Genomic DNA, 18,406 nt, shown 5'->3' on the forward strand with positions numbered 1-18,406 from the left:
GCAGCCGACTCAGGATGCGACGATTACGCAGCCTTCGGAGCCGAGGTGTCCTCGGGCAGCGCGTTCTTCGCGACCTCGACGAGCGCGGCGAATGCTGCGGGCTCGTTGGTGGCCAGCTCGGAGAGCATGCGGCGATCGACCTCGACGCCGGCCAGGCTCAGGCCCTGGATGAAGCGGTTGTAGGTCAGGCCGTTCGCACGGGCACCCGCGTTGATGCGCTGGATCCAGAGACGACGGAAGTCGCCCTTCTTCTTGCGACGGTCGTTGTACGAGTAGACGAGCGAGTGGATAACCTGCTCTTTTGCCTTGCGGTACAGGCGCGAACGCTGACCGCGGTAGCCCTCGGCGCGCTCGAGGATGACGCGACGCTTCTTGTGGGCATTGACCGCCCGCTTGACTCTAGCCATTTCAGTTCTTCCTTACAAAAATTCTTAGATGAAAGCTGTGCGCTCGCGTCGGCTCAGTGGCCGAGGAGCTTCATTGCCTGCTTGGCGTCGCCCTTGGCGAGCACCTGCTCGGCGTTCAGGCGGCGCTTGCGCTTCGAGGACTTGACCTCGAGGTTGTGGCGCATGCCGGCCTGCTGCTTCATCAGCTTGCCGGAACCGGTGAGCTTGAAGCGCTTCTTGGCCCCCGAGTGGGTCTTCTGCTTGGGCATCGATTTCTCCTTGTTGTGTGCGAGCCTCACGGCCGCGGATTGCGGGTGGGCGCTGCGCGAGCAGCGCCCCGCAGTTCATTCGCCGGCCGGAACCGTTCCAGTGGACTTGTCAGCCCGGCGAGTGGCCTTCTCCTCGGCGCGGCGGGCGTTCTGCTCCGCCTTGGCCTCGGACTTGTTCTTGACCGGCGCGACAACCATGACCATGTTGCGGCCATCGATCCGGGGGTTGGATTCGACAGTGCCGAATTCCGCAATATCTTCTGCGAACTGCTGCAGCAGGCGCACACCCATCTCCGGACGCGACTGCTCGCGACCGCGGAACAGAATCATGGCCTTGACCTTGTCACCCTGCGACAGGAAGCCGACAGCGCGCTTGGTCTTGGTCTCGTAGTCGTGCGTATCGATCTTCAGGCGGAAGCGAACTTCCTTCAGCACCGTGTTCGCCTGGTTGCGACGGGCTTCCTTCTGCTTCTGAGCAGCTTCGTACTTGTACTTGCCGAAGTCCATGATCTTGGCGACCGGAGGCTTCGAGCCGGGAGCAACCTCGACGAGATCGAGATCGGCATCCGCCGCCAGGCGCAGCGCAGTCTCAATCGGCACGACGCCGACCTGCTCGCCACTGGGTCCTACCAGTCGCACCTCGGGGACGCGGATTTTGTCATTCGTACGGGGATCGCTGATCGCCGGCTCCTCTGATCTCAATGGGTGGACGCTCCGATGCGGAGCCACGGAAATTGAGATCAGGGCCGCGCACGCGCTGCCCTACACCCTTTGTCGAGCTGCCGGATGACCGGCGGGGTGTCAACTACCCGGTAACCTTAAAGCGGTGCCGGGTGGGAGAATCTCCTCTTCCGTATCCCGGCAAAACGCCGAGAACCGAACCTATGGTAGCACACCTACCGCGCGAAAGAACAGGACACGATGAGCGAGCACGCCGCCGATCACCCGCACGAGACCGCTCCCGGCGCTGAGCATGAGCGCGATGACCTCGCCCAGGCGACGCGCGACATCGCCGAGGTACCCGCGGTCGAGGTGATTACCGCCGCGGCCGTCAACCTGCTGAGCGCCGCCGCCGTGAAGTGCGGCCTGGCGGATGACCCCGAGACTCAGACCGATCTCGATGAGGCCCGCAAGCTCATCAATGCCCTCGCCGGTCTGATCACGGCGGGTGCGCCCGAGATCAGCGACTCGCACGCCCGCCCGCTTCGCGACGGGCTGCGTTCGGTGCAGCTCGCCTTCCGCGAGGCGTCCGCAATTCCTGACGAGCCGGGCAAGGGTCCGGGCGAGAAGTACACCGGGCCCGTCAACTAACTCGAGCTTCGTGCGAGACTCCGTGTCGCGCGCAGCGGCGGAGCCTGGCGGCTCGCGACGGTCCCAGATCGCTGCGGGAATCGGCGACTCTCTGGGTGTCGGCATCGGCATTGCTCCGCTCGGGTTCGCGCTCGGCGTGCTGGTCATTCAGGCCGGCCTTCCCTGGTGGGTGGCCCCGGCGCTGTCCATCGGCGTGTTCGCGGGCTCCGTCGAGCTCCTGCTGGTGTCGATGCTCGCCACCGCAGCGCCGCTCGTGACGATCGCGGTCACGGTGTTCGCCGTGAACTTCCGGCACGTCTTCTACGCACTCTCGTTTCCCATCGACCACGTCAACCGAGGCCCCGCTCGGGCCTACGCGATCTACGCGATGATCGACGAGGCCTACGCCACGTACGTACTCCGCGATGACGCGGGAGTGACCTCCGCGCGCATCGTGACCGGGCAGTTGGCCATGCAGGCCTACTGGGTGGCGGGTGGGATGCTCGGCGTCGCTGCGGCAGGCCTGCTGCCCGCTCCGATCGAGGGGTTCGAGTTCGCGCTCGTCGCGCTGTTCGTCGTCATGACGCTCGACGCCGTACGCGGAACACGCGAGATCCCGACCGTGCTCCTTGCCGGGCTCTCAGTCGCCGCAGCACTCCTTACCGCCCCCGACTACGCCCTGCTCGTCGCACTCCTCCTCTTCACGGCGCTCCTGACCGGGCGCTTCCTGTGGCAGCGCATCAGGGAGCGCGATACCGCAGCGGCGCATACGGAGCCGCCAGAGGGGCACGATGCCTGACACCGTCTTCCTCATCGTCGCGATCGCAACCGCCGGGGTCATCACGCTTGCGCTGCGCGCACTGCCTTTCGCCGTGGTGCAGCCGCTGCGCCGCTCACGATTCATCGCACGACTCGGCACATGGATGCCCGCCGGCATTCTGCTCATCCTGGCGGTGGTCGTGCTCCGTGATCAGATCGTCGCCGCGCCCGAGCGCTGGTGGGCAGTGCTCGTCGCGACCGCGATCACCATCATCGTGCATTTGATCAGTCGCCGCCGCGCACTCGTCAGCATCGCGGCAGGCACCGCCGCTTACATCCTGCTCATCAACTTCGGGTGAGCGCGCCTACGCCGCGTGCGTCGGACGCAGAGACAAGGAGTCCACGCGATCCGCCACGATCTCGGATGCGGCGATTCGCGCTTGCACCTGCTCAAGCACATCCGCGAGCTCCGCTTCCGCGCCGGGCTTCAGACGGACCAGCACCGATACTTCGGGTGTGAGTAGGCGGCCCTCCAGATCGTCGGGAGCCAGCCAGACCAAATCGATACGCGGATCGGCCAAACCGATCTCACGGAATGCCTCCTGCACCTCGGCGTCAGCCCAGGCGGGAAGCACGCGCTCCCCCAGTGCGAGCGCTTGCAGCGCCGTACGCCGAACTCCGTACTCACGCTCCGGGGTTCCCGCATCGATGATGATCATCGCGGTACCGTCTTGCGCCGCCGCGAGCGCCGCCTGCGCACCGGGCACGGGAATCGGCCGAGCCTCCGGGTTCCAGTGGGCGAGCGTCTCGACTGAGCTGAAAATGGGGAGCACCCGACGACCGTCGGGTGCCGCGACCGTGACGATCGAGAGTTCCTGGGATTTCTCGACGGTGCGCCCATCGGGCGTCTCTCCGAGCGCGCCGGCTTCCGCGAGCATCGGTACGAGGAACCGTTCGGTGCCGAGACCGGCGATCGCGTCGGCGTGCGCATCTGCGACATCGCGAACGGCGTCCCAGTAGTCGCCCGCTGTCGCCGCGGAAGCGGCACTCGCCGCCGACCGCCGCACCGCCTCGATGAGCGAGGTCACCCCCTCCGGGGTGCTCCCGTCATCACCCGCGAACGCGGTGTCGTGGTGATCGAAGGTGCGCCCTTCCCAGGGGAACCCCGCTGAATCGCCGTTTCCCCCCGCGACCAAACTTTCGGGGACACCGGTTGCTCGCGGCGCGTCACCCGTCGACGGGAGTTTCTTGATGGCCATCGAATCCTCCGTTCACCTGCGCGGAGTTCCGCTCAGGATGCCTCGAGCTGGCGGTGCTCGGTCAGTCGAGCAGGCTCAGCGGCCGGCAACGTCGAGCGCTGCGGGCAACGTGAAGGCCCCATCGTAGAGCGCCTTGCCGACAATCGCCCCCTCGAGCCCGGCGGGGACGAGCTGGCGCAGTGCGGCGAGATCATCGAGACTCGAGACGCCTCCCGAGGCGACGACCGGACGATCGGTGCGCGCGCAGACCTTTGCGAGGAGATCGACGTTCGGACCCTGCAGCGTGCCGTCCTTCGTGACATCGGTGACGACATAGCGCGCGCAATTCACGGATTCGAGGCGCTCCAGCACGTCCCAGAGGTTGCCGCCCTCCTGCGTCCATCCCCGGGCGGCGAGTGTTTCACCGCGCACATCGAGACCCACGGCGATCTGCTCCCCGAAACGCGCAATGACGGCCTGGGTCCATTCGGGGTTTTCGAGCGCGGCGGTACCGAGATTGACGCGCGTCGCCCCCATATCGAGAGCTGCCTCGAGAGAGGCGTCGTCGCGAATGCCCCCGGAGAACTCGATCTTCACGGACCCGGCGCGCTTGATGATCTTGCGCGCGACCGCGACGTTGCTGCCCCGACCGAATGCCGCGTCGAGATCGACGAGATGGATCCACTCAGCGCCCTGATCGATCCAGTCGAGCGCCGCGTCGACCGGGCTGCCGTAATTGGTCTCGGTGCCGGCCTCGCCCTGCGTGAGACGCACGGCTTTGCCGTCGACCATGTCGATGGCGGGCAGCAGTTGGAGCTTCGGGCCCTCGGCCAGTTCGGTCATGATGTGGAATTCTCCTCGAGTCGATTCCGCGCGCAACGCGCCGGTTCCGCGCACAGACGCGCGGGTGCAGATTACAACGTGTTGATCCAGTTGCGGAGCAGACGGATGCCCGCTTCGCCAGACTTCTCAGGGTGGAACTGTGTCGCAGCAAGCGGACCGTTCTCTACCGCGGCGACGAAGCGCTCCCCGTGCTCGGCCCAGGTCACCAGCGGCCGGGTCGCCTCCGTGCGCCCCTCCAGCGTCCATTCCGTCGCCGCGTTGCTGTGCACGAAATAGAAGCGCTCCTGCTCGATTCCGGCGAAGAGCCGCGACCCCTCGGGCACTACCACCGTGTTCCAGCCCATGTGCGGCAGCACCTCTGCGTCAAGTTCACGGACGGTGCCCGGCCACTGGCCGAGGCCTTCGGTCTCGACACCGCGCTCGATGCCACGCTCGAACATCACCTGTTCGCCCACGCAGATGCCGAGCACCGGCCGCCCACCAGCCAGACGACGGTCGATCAACTCGTCGCCGCGAACGGCGCTGAGCTGTTGCATCACCGCGTCGAACGCACCGACTCCGGGAACCAGCAGGCCGTCGGCTTCCATCACCACTGCGGGGTCACGCGTGAGTTCGACTGAAGCACCAGCGCGCACGAGTGCTTTCACCGCAGAGTGCACGTTGCCCGAACCGTAGTCGAGTACGACGACCGTCTTGCCGGCTCCAGCACCTGCGCTCACAGAGCACCCTTGGTCGAGGGAACTCCGCTGACCAAGGGGTCGAGCGCCTTGGCGACGCGGAATGCGCGCGCCAGAGCCTTGAACTCCGCTTCGGCGATGTGGTGCGGGTCGCGCCCCTCGATCACACGGAGGTGGACCGTGAGACGTGCGTTGAGGGTGAGCGCCTCGAAGAAGTGCCTCACCATGGACCCGGTGAAGTGCCCACCGATCAGGTGGAACTCGAACCCTGCGGGCTCGCCCGAGTGCACGAGGTACGGTCGGCCCGAGATATCGACAACCGCCTGGGCGAGCGCCTCATCAAGCGGCACGAGCGCATCGCCGTATCGTGAAATGCCCGACTTGTCGCCGAGCGCGGCGAGGATCGCCTGCCCGAGCAGAATGCCTGTGTCTTCGACCGTGTGGTGTACGTCGATGTGCACATCGCCCGTCGCACGAATCGTGAGATCGGTGAGCGAGTGGCGCGCGAACGCCGTCAGCATGTGATCGAAGAACGGAACCCCCGTGTCGATGTCGGAGTTGCCCGACCCATCGAGGTTGAGGCTCAGGCTGATCTGCGACTCGCTCGTGGAACGCTCGAGAGAGGCGGTGCGCGGTGCTGCGGTCATGGTGTTCAGTCTATCCGGCTGCGGGAGCTCGCTCAGGAGCGGGCTCCGCCGACGCCGAGCGCGGCGATCGCGGCGATCACCGTGCTCGTCTCGGCCTCGGTACCGGCCGTGATGCGGAGGTGCCCTGGAATACTCAGGTTGCGAATCAGGATGCCCTGCTCACGCAGCGCGGCAAAGGTCGCTTCGGGGTCGGCGAACCCACCAACCAAGAGGAAATTGGCACCCGAATCGTGCACGCGGTAGCCGAGCTGCACCAGCGCCTCGGCCAGCCGATCGCGTTGCGACCGGATGTCGGCGACAGTGGCAAGCATAGCATCGGCGTGACGAATCGCTGCCGTGGCTGCCGCCTGCGTCAGCGCGGAAAGGTGATATGGCAAACGCACGAGCCGCAGCGCGTCGACAACCGCGGGATCGGCCGCGAGATAGCCAAGGCGCACTCCGGCAAAGGCGAACGCCTTACTCATCGTGCGAGACACCATCAGCCGGTGACGCCCGGGGAGCAGCGTGACCGCACTCTCGTGCTGCGCATCGAACTCGTGGTAGGCCTCATCAACAATGAGCATGCCGTCGAAGGCGTCGTAAGCCGCTTCGATGACGGCGCGATCGAGCGGAGTGCCGGTGGGGTTGTTCGGGCCGCAGAGAATCGCGATGTCGGGCTGGTGCTCGCGCAGCGCAGCGACCACCAGCTCGGGCGTCAGCGCGTAGTCGGCGGGGCGTTCGACCGGAATCCACGCGGTGTCGGTGGCCGAGGCGAGCAACGGGTACATGGAGTAGGTCGGCGTAAAGCTGAGGAGACTGCGACCAGGCCCCCCGAAGGCCTGCAGTATCTGCTGCAACACCTCGTTCGACCCGTTCGCCGCCCAGAGCTGCTCCGGAATGAGACCGTGCCCGAGATACCCGGCCAACGCCTCACGCAATTCGGTGAATTCACGATCGGGGTATCGGTTCACGTCAGTCACCGCGTGTGCAAGCGACTGCACGATGTCAATGGCGACGTGCTCCGGAATCGGATGCGTGTTCTCGTTCACGTTCAGGCTGACGGGAACCGCATCTTGCGGAGCCCCGTATGGCTCTTTGCCGACGAGGTTGTCACGGAGAGGAAGGTCGCTCAGACTGGTCACCGAACCAGTCTAGAGGCGTGAGAACCTCAGGCTCCGAGTTCGTCGCCCGACACGACCAACGGGTTCTCTGAGTATCGCAGCGGCACAGCGATCGCCTCGCCAGCCTGCACCGACGACCCGTCGAGCTGGTTGAGCTGCACGATCTCCGAGACCAGGTCTCGGGGGTCGGCGGAGGGGTCGAGCTCTGTCGCCAACGACCAGAGCGAGCTCCCCGGCTGCACCACCACATATTCAAACTGCTGACCATCGGAGCCCTGCGCCGTTGCCATCGCTTCCGGTGCCGCGAAGGCTGCCAACAGGGCGAGCACTCCGGCAACCAGCACCGTCGCGAGCGCGCCGAACACCATACGGCCACGACGTGTCAGTCGAAACGCCGCCGTTGCCGCGCGCGGCGCCGGCATTGCCTCGTGAGTCAGGGTCGCGATTGCGCTCATAATGGTGTCCCTTCGGTTGTGATCGCCACGAACGTGCATCCGTGCGAACATCTGTTTCGAATATATATTCGATGAATCGAAACTTCAAGCCCGAGTTCGAAGATATGTTTCGATCTTTTTCTCCGACACTCGAACACGTGTTTGCCCGTGTTCGAATGTCGCGGCTATGGTTTCGTCAACGGGATCACTGAATCAGGCACCACCGACATTCATGGATCGCCGCCGCCAGATAGCCCCCTGGGCTCGAGAAAGGACCGCAATGAGCGACACCGCCGTGCCCCGTTCCACGAAGCCCCTGAGCGAAAAGCAGCAGGCGATTCTCGAGTGCATCGCGCGCTCCGTCGAGAGCCGCGGCTACCCGCCGAGCATGCGCGAGATCGGGGATGCGGTCGGCCTCTCCTCACTCTCCAGCGTGACCCATCAGCTCAGCCGCCTCGAGCTGGGCGGCTATATCAGGCGAGACCCGAATCGCCCTCGGGCCCTTGAGATCCTCGTCGAACTCGCTTCGACGTCGAACGCAGTCGCAGACGCCCCGACCCAGCAGGTCGAGGAAGCCGCATACGTGCCGCTCGTCGGCCAGATTGCAGCAGGCGTGCCCATCACCGCCGACCAGCAAGTCGAAGAGATCGTTCCGCTCCCCCGGCAACTCGTCGGAGACGGCCAGCTCTTCATGCTCCGCGTCGTCGGCGATTCGATGATCGATGCTGCGATCTGCGATGGTGACTTCGTCGTCATTCGCCAGCAGCGCGAAGCGGAGAATGGCGACATTGTCGCCGCGATGCTCGACGGCGAGGCCACGGTCAAGGTATTCCGTCGCCGCGACGGTCACACGTGGCTCCTCCCGCGCAATAGCGCGTTCGAGCCGATTCTCGGCGACCACGCCGAAGTACTCGGTCGCGTAGTAGCGGTCTTCCGCTCGGTATAGCAACGCAACCAATCCCTGCACCCCACGACCCGAGGCGCGCACGTCACTTCATCGATGTGCGCGCCTTTTTCACGCGATTTGATTTGTTGTACCGAGTGTATCTAATCTGTTCGCATGTCCAGCATCGCTGCAGCACCTGCGACCTCCTCCGCATCGCCGCACGCCGTCGCCCGATTCGGAACACCACCCCGCGTGGACGTCATTGGCCTCGCGCCAGACTTCGTGGAGTACGCCGACGGACTCCGCCTGCAGGCCGCAGCGGCGGAACGGGTGACCCGCGGCGCCGACTCCGGCACGCTCCTGCTGCTCGAGCATTCCGCGGTCTACACGGCTGGCAGACGCGCTGACCGCGACGAGTACCCCCCCGACGGTACGCCTGTCGTCCCAGTCGACCGCGGCGGCCGGGTCACCTGGCACGGACCGGGGCAGCTCGTTGCCTACCCGATCGTACGGCTGCGGCCGGGAGCCGGCGTGGTCGATCTCGTCCGCTCGCTCGAGACCGCCATTATCGCCACACTCGACGCGCTCGGCGTTGACGGGTACCGCGTGGAGGGGCGTTCCGGTGTGTGGTGCGACGCGACGGCACCGGCCGATCCCCCGGCGAAGGTTGCCCAAATCGGCCTGCATGCGCGGGCCGGAGTCATCACGCACGGCCTCGCCATCAACTGCAGTAACGATCTTGCCCCGTTCACGCAGTTCGTACCGTGCGGCATTCGCGATGCCGGAGTGACCACCATCAGCGCGCTCGCCGGGCGCACGGTGCGGCCGGCCGAAGTCGCCCCGATCCTGTACCCACTCGTGATCGAGGCAATCGCGGAGCTCATCGCATGAGCGTGCGGCGCCTCCCCTCGACCGGCGTGCGCCCGGAGCCCGAGGGTCGCAAGCTGTTGCGCATCGAGGCACGCAATGCCGAGACGCCCATCGAGAAGAAGCCCGAGTGGATCAAGACCCGCGCACGACTGGGCCCCGAGTATCAAGAGGTGCGCAACCTCGTCGCCAGCGAGAAGCTCCACACCGTCTGCCAAGAGGCGGGGTGCCCGAACGTGTTCGAGTGCTGGGAAGATCGCGAGGCGACCTTCCTCATCGGCGGGTCAATCTGCACGCGTCGGTGCGACTTCTGCATGATCACGAGCGGCAAACCGCTGCCGCTCGACCGCGACGAGCCGCGCCGCGTCGCCGAGTCGGTGCGCACCATGGGATTGAAGTACGCGACGATCACGGGCGTGACGCGCGATGACCTGCCCGATACCGGAGCGTGGCTGTACGCCGAGACGATCCGGCAGATTCACGAACTCAATCCGGGCTCCGGCGTCGAGGTGCTCGCCGACGACCTGGGCGGGCGACCCGAAGATCTGGCGCAGGTCTTCGAGGCCGCTCCACAGGTGTTCGCGCACAACCTCGAAACCGTTCCGCGTATCTTCCGCAGCATCCGACCGGGGTTCCGCTACGAGCGCTCACTCGGCGTCATCACGCTCGCCCGCGATGCCGGCATGGTGACGAAATCCAACCTCATTCTCGGCATGGGCGAGACCCGCGCCGAGATCACCGACACCATGGTCGAGTTGCGCGACGCCGGGTGCGACATCATCACGCTGACGCAGTACCTGCGCCCATCGTCGCTGCACCACCCGATCGACCGATGGGTGCGGCCAGAAGAATTCGTCGAGCTGCAGCAAGAGGCGGAGTCGCTCGGATTCGACGGGGTACTCGCCGGCCCGCTCGTGCGTTCGTCGTACCGCGCCGGTCGGCTCTGGGCGCAGACGATGCAGGCCCAGGGTCGGCCGGTGCCCGAGGCACTGCGACACCTGACCGAGCGTGCCCCCGCCTCCTACCCGCAGGCGATCGGCGCTTCGGCCGTCGGCTCGGTGTAACGCTGCCACACGGGAACGCGTCGAGACAACGGCGAAACGTGTGTTCGGGGCGCCGCGCTGCAGTCGGCGCCCGGAACACACGCTCCTAGATCAGATACGGTTCGATCTTCGACGCCATCTCGGCGGTGATGTAGGCGCGCACCCGGGTGCCCGCCTCCACGTACTCCGTCTCGAGCACGCGGTTGCGCTCGTGCAGTTCGGCGACGAGATCTCCGCGGTTGTAGGGCACGATGACCGTGACCTCGCGATCCGGAACCGGCAGAGCCGCATCGATGCGCCGCTGCAGCTCCTCGATTCCCTCACCCGTGCGCGCCGACACGAACACCGCATCGGGCACGAGGCCGTGCAGCACCAACCGCTGCGAATCATCGAGCAGATCGGCTTTGTTGAAGGCGACGAGCTCGGGAATGTCTTGCGCGTCGACCTCGGAGATGACGTCGCGCACGGTGCGCAGCTGCGCTTCGGGGTCGGGGTGCGATCCGTCGACGATGTGCAAGATCACCGAGGCGTCGCCCACCTCTTCGAACGTCGATCGGAATGCCTCGACGAGCTGATGCGGCAGGTTGCGCACGAACCCGACCGTGTCGGCGTAGGTGAACGTGCGGCCATCCGCGGTCTCGGCGTGGCGGATCGCCGTATCGAGCGTCGCGAACAGCTGATTCTGTACCAGCTCCTGGGTGCCGGTCAATCGGTTCAACAGGCTCGACTTGCCCGCGTTCGTGTACCCGGCGATGGCAACCGACGGCACTTCGCCGCGCTTGCGGTTCGCGCGCTTCGCCTCGCGCGCGGGGGCGAAGCCGGCGATCTGCTTGCGCAGCTTCGACATGCGCGTGTGAATCTTGCGTCGGTCGAGCTCCATCTTGGTCTCACCCGGCCCGCGCGATCCCATGCCCGCGCCTGCCGATCCGACCTGGCCGCCGGCCTGGCGAGACATCGACTCGCCCCACCCGCGCAGTCGCGGCAGCAGGTACTGCAGCTGAGCGAGTTCGACCTGCGCCTTACCTTCGCGGCTCTTCGCGTGCTGGCTGAAAATGTCGAGAATCACCGCGGTGCGGTCGATCACCTTCACCTTCACCACGTCTTCGAGCGCGCGGCGCTGGCTGGGGGCCAACTCCGTGTCGGCAATGACCGTATCGGCTCCGACGGCCGCGACGAGTTCTGCCAGCTCCTGGGCCTTGCCTTTGCCGAGATACGTCGCCGGATCGGGGTTCGCACGGCGCTGCAGCAGTCCGTCGAGCACTCGGGCGCCCGCGGTCTCGGCGAGCGCCGAGAGCTCTCGCAGCGAATTCTCTGCGTCATCGGTCGTGCGCTGGGAGTAGACGCCGATAAGCACGACGTTCTCGAGCCGCAGTTGGCGATACTCGACCTCGGTGACATCTTCGAGCTCGGTCGAGAGCCCGACGACGCGTTTCAGGGAGGCGCGATCTTCGCGCTCCATGCGAATCGCGTCGAGGTTCGCTCCGAGCTCGTCGTGCGCGGCATCGCCGAGCGCCTGCGCGCCGCTCGTCAGATCGCGGATCACCGTGGCGGAGCCCGTCGCGCGGGCGCGCGCCAGCACTCGGTCGAGCGGATCGACCGAGTCGGCGGGGGTGGTTTCGCGCTCGCCGGTCACGGGAGCGTCCTCGACTGCGAGGCCTGCATCTTCTGCACTACGTTTCGTCATCTGACCTCAAGTGTACGCGGCGTGCGCCCGGGCGCGTCGCGCGTTCGCCGTCGGCGCATCCCACTTCGGGCTGGGATACTGGTCACGTGACGCAGCACTACTTCTCCGCAGCACCCGATGGCGACTTCCGACCCCGCGAGATCGAGGTCGAACTCGCGGGCGCGACCCGCACCGTGCTCACCGCCGGCGGCGTCTTCAGCCCCGAGCAACTCGATCGAGGCACGGCGATTCTGCTCCGCGAGCTGCCCGCGGCCGAAACCCTCGGCCGCGCGGGCGCAGCACCGGTGCTCGACGTCGGCTGCGGCTGGGGCCCGATCGCGCTCGACGCCGCACTCGAATCGCCTGAGCGCGACGTGTGGGCGATCGATGTGAACGAGCGCTCGCGCGAGCTCACTCGCCGCAACGTCACTCGTCTCGGGCTCACGAATGTGCATGTTGCCGCACCCGATGAGGTGCCGGCCGATCTGCGCTTCGGTGAGATTCGGTCGAACCCGCCCATCCGTGTGGGCAAGGAGGCCCTGCACGACATTCTGCGCACCTGGCTGCCGCGCTTAGACGAGGGCGGCTTCGCTCACCTCGTGGTTGCGAAGCATCTCGGAGCGGATTCGCTGCAGCGCTGGATCGCCGAGGAGTTCACCGGACTCGAGGTGGAGCGGGCGGCCCGCGACAAGGGCTTCCACATCATCCGTATCGAGCGCTAAACGCGCGTCAGGCGTCGGGCAGTTCGATCTCGCCCGAGTAGACGAGCTCTGCCGGCCCGTTGAGCGACACGTGCTCGCCCTCTTCCGTTGGAAACATCCGCACGGCCAACCGGCCGCCCGGAACGTCGACGCGCCAGTGGTTGGGCATGCCCTCGCCACCCCAGTGGCGGAACGCGAGTGCAGCTGCCGCGGTGCCGGTGCCGCACGACAGCGTCTCGCCGACGCCGCGCTCGTGAACACGCATGCGAATGCGCGCAACCCCGTCTTGGATCAGCGGTTCTTCGGGCACGACGAACTCGACGTTCGCACCGTCGGCGGGCACCGGGTCGAGCGCGGGCACCCGCGCAAGGTCGAGCCCCTCGAGCTCCGCGGGATCCGCCAGCGCCGTCACGACATGCGGATTGCCGAGGTCGATACCGAGCCCCGGTCGCGCCACGTCGAGCCCCCGCGCGGCGACCAGGCGTTCACCTGCGAGCCGCCAGCGCCCCAGGTCGACCGTGTACCCCGAAACTCCGGCCAGCACGTCTTTCACGCCCGCGCGCGTGCCGATCGGGAGGGTGTCGCGGCGCTCGGGCGCAACGAGCCCTTCCGAGATGAGGTAGTGCGCGTAGACCCGCACGCCGTTGCCGCACATCTCGGCCGGCGTACCGTCGGCGTTCCAGTAATCCATGAACCACTCGGCATCGGGCTCTTCGGCGAGGATCGCGGCACCCTCGGGCAGTGCCCGCGAGCGCACGGCGCGAATCACGCCATCAGCACCGATACCGAACCGGCGATCACACAGAAAGCGGATCTGCTCCGGGGTCAACGCCCGTTCGCCATCGGGGTCGGTGAAGAGCACGAAGTCGTTGCCAGTGCCGTGTCCCTTGGTGAATGCGAGCGTCGCCATACCGCCCAGTTTACGCGGGTGGTGCGTCCTCGATCGTGCGCTTGCCGAGCAGCAGCACTTCGCCCTCGCCGTAGCCCAGGCCCTCATAGAAACTGATCACGCCGGAGTTGTCGGGACGCACCATGAGCTGCACTTTCGGGCATCCCATCTCGACGAGGCGACGCTCGGCCTCGCGCACGAGCGACGACCCGATCCCGGCGCCGCGACGTGCCGGATCGGTTGCGAGGTAGTACAACCACCCGCGGTGCCCGTCATAGCCGGCCATGACCGTTCCGGTGATCGTTCCGCCGTCGACCGCGACCAAAAAGAGTTCCGGCTGCACGAGTCGTTTGCGGGCGAAATCAGCGTGCGGGTCGTTCCACGGACGGGTGAGCCCGGCTGCCTCCCACAGCCCAATCACGGCGTCGCGATCGTCGTCTGCGCAGGCGCGGATCTGCGGTGTTTCACTCACGGTCGATTGGGGAAGGTTCGTCATGCGTCACTCCTCGCGGTCAGGTGCTGATCTCGGCGGGTGTGCGGGGGCCGAGGCAGTGCAGGATCGCGGAAGCTCCCCCGCTTCCACCCATTCGACCGCGGGGTAGCGTTTGAACCAGCTCACCTGGCGGCGCGCATAGCGCCGGGTCAGCACCTGCGTCTCGGCGATGGCGTCGCCCTGCGTCTGGCGACCTTCGAGCTGCGCCAGCGCCTGCGCGTAGCCGATCGCGCGCGAGGCGGTCGGCCCTTCGGCGATCCCGTGGGGCAGCAAGCCGCGCACCTCGTCGACAATACCCTCGGTCCACATCTGCTCGACGCGTCGGTCGAGCCGCTCGACGAGATTCGCTCGTTCCGCGCGCACCCCGACGATGCGGGTCGCACCGGGCGCACCATCGTGCCAGAGTTTCGGCTCCGCTGGCAGCGTGACCTGCGCATCTCCACCGAGCAGCGCGACCTCAAGCGCCCGCACGACCCGACGCGGGTTTCGTATGTCGACCGCATCGGCTACCGCCGCGTCATGCGCGCGCAACCGTTCAACCAGCACCTGCACGCCGTCTTCTGCCAGTTCGGCCTCCAGTGCGGCGCGCAACGCGTCATCGCGGGGCGGAAACTGGAAGTCGAAGAGCACGCTTGAGACGTACAGCCCCGATCCGCCGACCAGGACCGCATCGGCACCGCGCGCGTGAATCTCCTCGATCACGCTGCGGGCCCGGGGCTGATACCAGGCGACCGTCGCCTCGTCTCGGGGTTCGAGCGCGTCGAACAAATGATGCGGGATCCCCCGGCGCTCACCGGGTGGCAGTTTCGCTGTGCCGATATCCATTCCGCGATACACCTGCATGGAATCGGCATTGACGATCTCCGCGCGCACCCCCGATGCGGCAAGCCGTTCAGCGAGGTCGAGCGAGAGCGCGGACTTGCCGGTGCCGGTTGCCCCGACGATCGCCCAGAGACGCGGTGAAGCAGCGTCTTGCGGCGCGATCATCGCGTGCGGATCGCGGGAAGCCCGAGGCTCACTACGCGGGGCGCCGTGTCGCCCGAGGCCGGCGCTGCCGGCACGCCGCAGCTCTCGGCCTGCCGGCGATCCCAGGCGTCGCCCGCGCGCGTTCGACGCACAGCGTACGTGCCTGCGACGCCGGATTCAGTCGGGAGGCCGGAATCCGCAATGACGAAGTGCGGAGCCGCCGATGTCACCTCGACGCGCACCACGTCGCCCGGGCGAGGTTCGTCTGCACCCTCGGGAACGGCGAAGTGCACCAGGCGGTTGTCTTCGCTGCGCCCGGAGAGCCGGCGAGTCGCCGCGTCTTTCTTGCCCTCGCCGGCCGAGACCAGCACTTCGACCGTGCGACCGATCTGCGCCTGATTCTCTTCGAACGAGAGGTGCTCCTGCAGCGCGTGCAGCCGCTCGTACCGCTCTTGCACCACGGCCTTCGGCAGTTGCCCGTCCATCTCGGCCGCGGGAGTGCCCGGGCGAATCGAGTACTGGAACGTAAAAGCGCTGGCGAATCGCGACTGCTCAACCACACGGAGCGTGTCGGCGAAGTCTTCCTCGGTCTCTCCGGGGAAGCCGACGATGATGTCGGTAGTGATCGCAGCGTGCGGAATGCGCTCTCGCACGGCGTCGAGGATCCCCAAGAACTTCTTCGACCGGTAGGAGCGGCGCATCGCCTTCAGAATCGTGTCGGAGCCTGACTGTAGCGGCATATGCAGCACTGGCATCACATTGGGGGTCTCGGCCATCGCATCGATCACGTCGTCGGTGAACGCCGCGGGGTGCGGGCTCGTGAAGCGCACGCGCTCCAACCCCTCGATATCTCCCATCGCGCGCAGCAGCTTCGCGAACGCTCCACGGTCGCCGAACTCGACGCCGTACGTGTTGACGTTCTGGCCGAGCAGCGTGACTTCAATCGCACCATCGTCGACGAGCGCCTGCACCTCGGCGAGAATGTCGCCGGGGCGGCGGTCTTTCTCCTTACCGCGCAAGGAGGGAACGATGCAGAACGTGCACGTGTTGTTGCACCCGACCGAGATGGACACCCAACCGCTCGACGCCGAATCGCGCTTCGTCGGCAGTGTCGACGGGAAGACCTCGAGCGACTCGAGAATCTCGACCTGCGCTTCGGCATTGTGGCGTGCGCGCTCAAGGAGAGCCGGCAGCGACCCCATGTTGTGGGTGCCGAAGACCACGTCAACCCAGGGCGCCTTTTCAACGATCGTGCCCTGGTCTTTTTGAGCCAGACACCCACCCACGGCGATCTGCATGCCGTCGCGTTCGCGCTTTACCCCAGCCAGGTACCCGAGATTGCCGTAGAGCTTGTTGGCCGCGTTTTCACGCACGGCGCAGGTGTTGATGACGACGACATCGGCGTCGTCTGCGCGCTCGGCCTCGACGTACCCCGCGGCCTCCAAAGAACCCGACAGGCGCTCGGAATCATGGACGTTCATCTGGCAGCCGAGCGTGCGCACCGTGAAGCTCCGTCGCGTGCCGTCGCTGCGCAATGCGGCTGGCGACGGAGCGATTTCGATGGGGTCGGCAAGGGCGGAACTCATGGGATTCAGTGTACTCACGGGCTCGGCGCCTTCCCTGACGGGCGCGGGCGGTACCCGCGAGATCATCTCCGGTGCGCGCGTACACTCGACGCATGCCGAGTTCCTCTGATGCCGCAGCAGCGGAGCATTGGTCGCACGAGCGGGTGACCGCGCGGCTGCGGGCCGCCGGCAGCGTCTTCGCCGAGCAAGAAGCCGAAATCCTTCTGGAACGGGCAGCGGGTGACTGGCGTCTGCTCGAATCGATGGAGCGACGCCGGGCCGCGGGTGAGCCTCTCGAGCCTTTGGTGGGGTGGGTCGATTTCGGCGGCCTCCGACTGTCGGTCGGCCCAGGCGAGTTCGTGCCGCGTCAGCGTTCGCTCTTTCTGGCGTCGCTCGCCGTCGAGCGGGTGCAGCGAGTGGCACGCGCTGGTGTATCGACTGTCTTTGTAGAGGCCTATTGCGGGGTCGCTCCCATCGCGACGTCGGTGGCACGCGCATGTCCGAGCACTGCAGTGTGGGCGGTCGATCATGATGCACGCGCCGTCGCTCATGCATCGGTGAACCTCGGACCGGATGGGCAGGCGCGCGTCAGCGACGGGCTGTCGACGCTGCTTCGGCAATGCGATCAACGGATTGATGTGATTGCGGCGGTGCCGCCGTACGTACCGGACGACGCGCTCGCCCTCTTGCCGCGAGAAGCATCCGAGTATGAACCGCGCACCGCGTTGACTGCCGGCGTTGATGGGTTGGATCACGTGCGCCGACTGATCGAGGATGCACGTGAGCTGGAGGCGGGGACCCTGCTGATCGAGCTGCACGTCGAGCAGTTCGATGCGGCGGCCGAATTCGCCGCGCGAAACGGCTACGCGGCGACGCAACACAACGCGAGCGACGGGCACACCTGCGTACTGGGGGCCACGCTCCTACGCTGAACGCTGGCACCGGTCAGTGGAACCGCACGCCAGACCCACCCCTCGAGCCTCGCGAAGCTCGGCGTGACCCTTCGAGTGCTTCGCGCGCCGCGCGCATCGCGGGCTCACCCGACCAGCCTCGTCGAGCGAGGAAGCCGAGCAGTCGGCGTTCGGCGACGTGCTGCTCCAACCCACCGAGTTTCGCCGCTCGTTGCCTCGCTGTCTCGCGCATCAGCTCGAATTCCTGATCGACGTCAAGCTCACCGAGAGCCGCTTCGATGGCATCATCGGGGAGTTTGCGGGCTCTCAGTTTGACCCGAATCTGGGAGCGACTCGCCCCTTTCGCGTCACGCAGCTTCTCCGTGAGCGCGCGGGCCAGATCGAGGTCATCGAGATACAGACTGCGGGTGAACTCGTCAATCACCGTTTCGATCTCATCTGCATCGTGCTCGAGTCGCATGAGCTCCGCGCGGAGCTCCCCGCTGGAGCGCGCTCGCCGGCCGAGCACGCGCACGCCGTCTTCATGCGCAGTACGCATCGGCTTCTCGGGCTCGTCGTCGAGGTCGGGCACGCTCGCGGTTTCAGTGGCCGCCGACTCCTCAAGCGAGGTCTGCAGCAGCGACGCGACGCCTCCGAAATCCGCACGAACGATCGGTCGCGTCCCCATCGTCGCCTCGGAATCAGCACGATCCTGTGACACCGTAGGCTCGCCCCCCGTGCGCGGCTCTGCCGCTTCCGGTGAGGCGGCGGCAACCCGATCAGGGCGCCGCAGCTGTGAG

General features: G+C 66.6%; 23 protein-coding genes. 8 read left to right on the top strand and 15 right to left on the bottom strand.

What is annotated here, in order from left to right; genetic code table 11:
* Nucleotides 1–23 precede the first annotated feature (23 nt).
* The 3 genes from rplT to infC form a co-directional block, all read right to left on the bottom strand.
* Nucleotides 24–407, bottom strand: coding sequence for a 50S ribosomal protein L20 (gene rplT / locus CH42_RS12280; protein ID WP_053353405.1), 384 nt, complete (start codon nt 405–407; stop codon nt 24–26).
* A gap of 53 nt (nt 408–460) precedes the next feature.
* Nucleotides 461–655, bottom strand: coding sequence for a 50S ribosomal protein L35 (gene rpmI / locus CH42_RS12285; RefSeq protein ID WP_024356294.1), 195 nt, complete (start codon nt 653–655; stop codon nt 461–463).
* Between the two features lie 75 nt (nt 656–730).
* Nucleotides 731–1,384, bottom strand: coding sequence for a translation initiation factor IF-3 (gene infC, locus CH42_RS12290; RefSeq protein ID WP_075201432.1), 654 nt, complete (start codon nt 1,382–1,384; stop codon nt 731–733).
* A gap of 192 nt (nt 1,385–1,576) precedes the next feature.
* On the opposite strand from infC, the gene CH42_RS12295 reads away from it, so the two are divergent.
* From CH42_RS12295 to CH42_RS12305, 3 genes are read left to right on the top strand one after another with little or no spacing between them, the layout of a single operon-like run.
* Nucleotides 1,577–1,966, top strand: a complete 390-nt coding sequence (locus CH42_RS12295; RefSeq protein ID WP_053353407.1) for a DUF1844 domain-containing protein — start codon at nt 1,577–1,579, stop codon at nt 1,964–1,966.
* 22 nt (nt 1,967–1,988) lie between these two features.
* The gene (locus tag CH42_RS12300) at nt 1,989–2,744 is read left to right on the top strand and encodes an AzlC family ABC transporter permease (RefSeq protein WP_239684037.1); all 756 of its coding nucleotides are present in this window, start codon (nt 1,989–1,991) and stop codon (nt 2,742–2,744) included.
* On the top strand, nt 2,737–3,063 hold the full coding sequence (locus tag CH42_RS12305) for a branched-chain amino acid transporter permease (RefSeq protein ID WP_053353409.1): 327 nt from the start codon (nt 2,737–2,739) through the stop codon (nt 3,061–3,063). Before CH42_RS12300 ends, CH42_RS12305 begins: the two co-directional genes overlap by 8 nt.
* A gap of 6 nt (nt 3,064–3,069) precedes the next feature.
* Here CH42_RS12305 and CH42_RS12310 read toward each other — a convergent pair whose 3' ends face one another.
* The 6 genes from CH42_RS12310 to CH42_RS12335 form a co-directional block, all read right to left on the bottom strand.
* Entirely contained in the window at nt 3,070–3,963 is an 894-nt protein-coding gene (locus CH42_RS12310) for an SseB family protein (RefSeq protein ID WP_053353410.1), read from the bottom strand.
* Nucleotides 3,964–4,038: 75 nt separating this feature from the next.
* Nucleotides 4,039–4,785: a bifunctional 1-(5-phosphoribosyl)-5-((5-phosphoribosylamino)methylideneamino)imidazole-4-carboxamide isomerase/phosphoribosylanthranilate isomerase PriA gene (gene priA, locus CH42_RS12315; RefSeq protein WP_053353411.1), complete on the bottom strand. Its 747-nt coding sequence runs from the start codon at nt 4,783–4,785 to the stop codon at nt 4,039–4,041.
* Nucleotides 4,786–4,856: 71 nt separating this feature from the next.
* Nucleotides 4,857–5,504 carry an imidazole glycerol phosphate synthase subunit HisH gene (gene hisH, locus CH42_RS12320; protein ID WP_053353412.1) on the bottom strand — a complete coding sequence of 216 codons (648 nt, stop codon included), beginning with the start codon at nt 5,502–5,504 and terminating at the stop codon, nt 4,857–4,859.
* A complete protein-coding gene (gene hisB / locus CH42_RS12325; protein WP_053353413.1) occupies nt 5,501–6,109 on the bottom strand; it encodes an imidazoleglycerol-phosphate dehydratase HisB in 609 nt (202 codons plus the stop codon). The genes hisH and hisB overlap by 4 nt, the downstream gene beginning before the upstream one ends.
* 32 nt (nt 6,110–6,141) lie before the next feature.
* Nucleotides 6,142–7,230, bottom strand: a complete 1,089-nt coding sequence (locus CH42_RS12330) for a histidinol-phosphate transaminase (protein ID WP_053353414.1) — start codon at nt 7,228–7,230, stop codon at nt 6,142–6,144.
* A 26-nt stretch (nt 7,231–7,256) separates the two neighbouring features.
* On the bottom strand, nt 7,257–7,664 hold the full coding sequence (locus CH42_RS12335; RefSeq protein WP_053353415.1) for a LysM peptidoglycan-binding domain-containing protein: 408 nt from the start codon (nt 7,662–7,664) through the stop codon (nt 7,257–7,259).
* 259 nt (nt 7,665–7,923) lie between these two features.
* Between CH42_RS12335 and lexA the strand changes: the two genes are divergently transcribed.
* From lexA to lipA, 3 genes are all read left to right on the top strand, one after another.
* A complete protein-coding gene (gene lexA, locus CH42_RS12340; protein ID WP_053353416.1) occupies nt 7,924–8,589 on the top strand; it encodes a transcriptional repressor LexA in 666 nt (221 codons plus the stop codon).
* Nucleotides 8,590–8,703: 114 nt separating this feature from the next.
* Entirely contained in the window at nt 8,704–9,420 is a 717-nt protein-coding gene (gene lipB / locus CH42_RS12345; RefSeq protein WP_082309420.1) for a lipoyl(octanoyl) transferase LipB, read from the top strand.
* A 26-nt stretch (nt 9,421–9,446) separates the two neighbouring features.
* Complete coding sequence (gene lipA, locus CH42_RS12350; protein WP_156316713.1) at nt 9,447–10,460, top strand: lipoyl synthase; 1,014 nt, start codon at nt 9,447–9,449, stop codon at nt 10,458–10,460.
* 85 nt (nt 10,461–10,545) lie between these two features.
* Here lipA and hflX read toward each other — a convergent pair whose 3' ends face one another.
* Nucleotides 10,546–12,123 carry a GTPase HflX gene (hflX, locus tag CH42_RS12355; RefSeq protein ID WP_239684038.1) on the bottom strand — a complete coding sequence of 526 codons (1,578 nt, stop codon included), beginning with the start codon at nt 12,121–12,123 and terminating at the stop codon, nt 10,546–10,548.
* A gap of 86 nt (nt 12,124–12,209) precedes the next feature.
* Between hflX and CH42_RS12360 the strand changes: the two genes are divergently transcribed.
* Nucleotides 12,210–12,824 carry a class I SAM-dependent methyltransferase gene (locus tag CH42_RS12360; protein WP_053353419.1) on the top strand — a complete coding sequence of 205 codons (615 nt, stop codon included), beginning with the start codon at nt 12,210–12,212 and terminating at the stop codon, nt 12,822–12,824.
* 7 nt (nt 12,825–12,831) lie between these two features.
* Here the strand turns inward: CH42_RS12360 and dapF are convergent, their stop codons facing one another.
* Genes dapF through miaB form a run of 4 tightly spaced genes read right to left on the bottom strand, consistent with a single transcriptional unit; the run spans nt 12,832 to nt 16,737 of the window.
* Complete coding sequence (dapF, locus tag CH42_RS12365) at nt 12,832–13,713, bottom strand: diaminopimelate epimerase (protein WP_053353420.1); 882 nt, start codon at nt 13,711–13,713, stop codon at nt 12,832–12,834.
* A 10-nt stretch (nt 13,714–13,723) separates the two neighbouring features.
* The gene (locus CH42_RS12370; protein WP_053353421.1) at nt 13,724–14,188 is read right to left on the bottom strand and encodes a GNAT family acetyltransferase; all 465 of its coding nucleotides are present in this window, start codon (nt 14,186–14,188) and stop codon (nt 13,724–13,726) included.
* A gap of 3 nt (nt 14,189–14,191) precedes the next feature.
* On the bottom strand, nt 14,192–15,172 hold the full coding sequence (gene miaA / locus CH42_RS12375) for a tRNA (adenosine(37)-N6)-dimethylallyltransferase MiaA (RefSeq protein WP_053353422.1): 981 nt from the start codon (nt 15,170–15,172) through the stop codon (nt 14,192–14,194).
* Nucleotides 15,169–16,737 carry a tRNA (N6-isopentenyl adenosine(37)-C2)-methylthiotransferase MiaB gene (gene miaB / locus CH42_RS12380; protein ID WP_053353423.1) on the bottom strand — a complete coding sequence of 523 codons (1,569 nt, stop codon included), beginning with the start codon at nt 16,735–16,737 and terminating at the stop codon, nt 15,169–15,171. Before miaB ends, miaA begins: the two co-directional genes overlap by 4 nt.
* Before the next feature lie 92 nt (nt 16,738–16,829).
* Here miaB and CH42_RS12385 point away from each other — a divergent pair, with 92 nt between their 5' ends.
* Nucleotides 16,830–17,648, top strand: coding sequence for a N5-glutamine methyltransferase family protein (locus CH42_RS12385; RefSeq protein WP_053353424.1), 819 nt, complete (start codon nt 16,830–16,832; stop codon nt 17,646–17,648).
* Between the two features lie 13 nt (nt 17,649–17,661).
* Here the strand turns inward: CH42_RS12385 and CH42_RS12390 are convergent, their stop codons facing one another.
* Nucleotides 17,662–18,294 (bottom strand): regulatory protein RecX, encoded by a 633-nt coding sequence (locus CH42_RS12390; protein WP_162231089.1) that lies wholly within the window; start codon nt 18,292–18,294, stop codon nt 17,662–17,664.
* Nucleotides 18,295–18,406 lie beyond the last annotated feature (112 nt).

Origin of the sequence: Leucobacter musarum subsp. musarum, from assembly GCF_001273845.1 — a bacterium.
In the GTDB taxonomy this organism is placed as follows: Bacteria; Actinomycetota; Actinomycetes; order Actinomycetales; family Microbacteriaceae; genus Leucobacter; species Leucobacter musarum.

Coding starts and splice junctions, on each gene's coding strand:
- CH42_RS12310 (WP_053353410.1), bottom strand. CDS start 3,963: ATGGCCATCAAGAAACTCCCGTCGACGGGTGACGCGCCGCGAGCAACC.
- priA (WP_053353411.1), bottom strand. CDS start 4,785: ATGACCGAACTGGCCGAGGGCCCGAAGCTCCAACTGCTGCCCGCCATC.
- CH42_RS12370 (WP_053353421.1), bottom strand. CDS start 14,188: ATGACGAACCTTCCCCAATCGACCGTGAGTGAAACACCGCAGATCCGC.
- lipB (WP_082309420.1), top strand. CDS start 8,704: ATGTCCAGCATCGCTGCAGCACCTGCGACCTCCTCCGCATCGCCGCAC.
- lexA (WP_053353416.1), top strand. CDS start 7,924: ATGAGCGACACCGCCGTGCCCCGTTCCACGAAGCCCCTGAGCGAAAAG.
- miaA (WP_053353422.1), bottom strand. CDS start 15,172: ATGATCGCGCCGCAAGACGCTGCTTCACCGCGTCTCTGGGCGATCGTC.
- rpmI (WP_024356294.1), bottom strand. CDS start 655: ATGCCCAAGCAGAAGACCCACTCGGGGGCCAAGAAGCGCTTCAAGCTC.
- dapF (WP_053353420.1), bottom strand. CDS start 13,713: ATGGCGACGCTCGCATTCACCAAGGGACACGGCACTGGCAACGACTTC.
- CH42_RS12390 (WP_162231089.1), bottom strand. CDS start 18,294: ATGGGGACGCGACCGATCGTTCGTGCGGATTTCGGAGGCGTCGCGTCG.
- CH42_RS12295 (WP_053353407.1), top strand. CDS start 1,577: ATGAGCGAGCACGCCGCCGATCACCCGCACGAGACCGCTCCCGGCGCT.
- CH42_RS12385 (WP_053353424.1), top strand. CDS start 16,830: ATGCCGAGTTCCTCTGATGCCGCAGCAGCGGAGCATTGGTCGCACGAG.
- CH42_RS12335 (WP_053353415.1), bottom strand. CDS start 7,664: ATGAGCGCAATCGCGACCCTGACTCACGAGGCAATGCCGGCGCCGCGC.
- miaB (WP_053353423.1), bottom strand. CDS start 16,737: ATGAGTTCCGCCCTTGCCGACCCCATCGAAATCGCTCCGTCGCCAGCC.
- hflX (WP_239684038.1), bottom strand. CDS start 12,123: ATGACGAAACGTAGTGCAGAAGATGCAGGCCTCGCAGTCGAGGACGCT.
- hisB (WP_053353413.1), bottom strand. CDS start 6,109: ATGACCGCAGCACCGCGCACCGCCTCTCTCGAGCGTTCCACGAGCGAG.
- rplT (WP_053353405.1), bottom strand. CDS start 407: ATGGCTAGAGTCAAGCGGGCGGTCAATGCCCACAAGAAGCGTCGCGTC.
- CH42_RS12305 (WP_053353409.1), top strand. CDS start 2,737: ATGCCTGACACCGTCTTCCTCATCGTCGCGATCGCAACCGCCGGGGTC.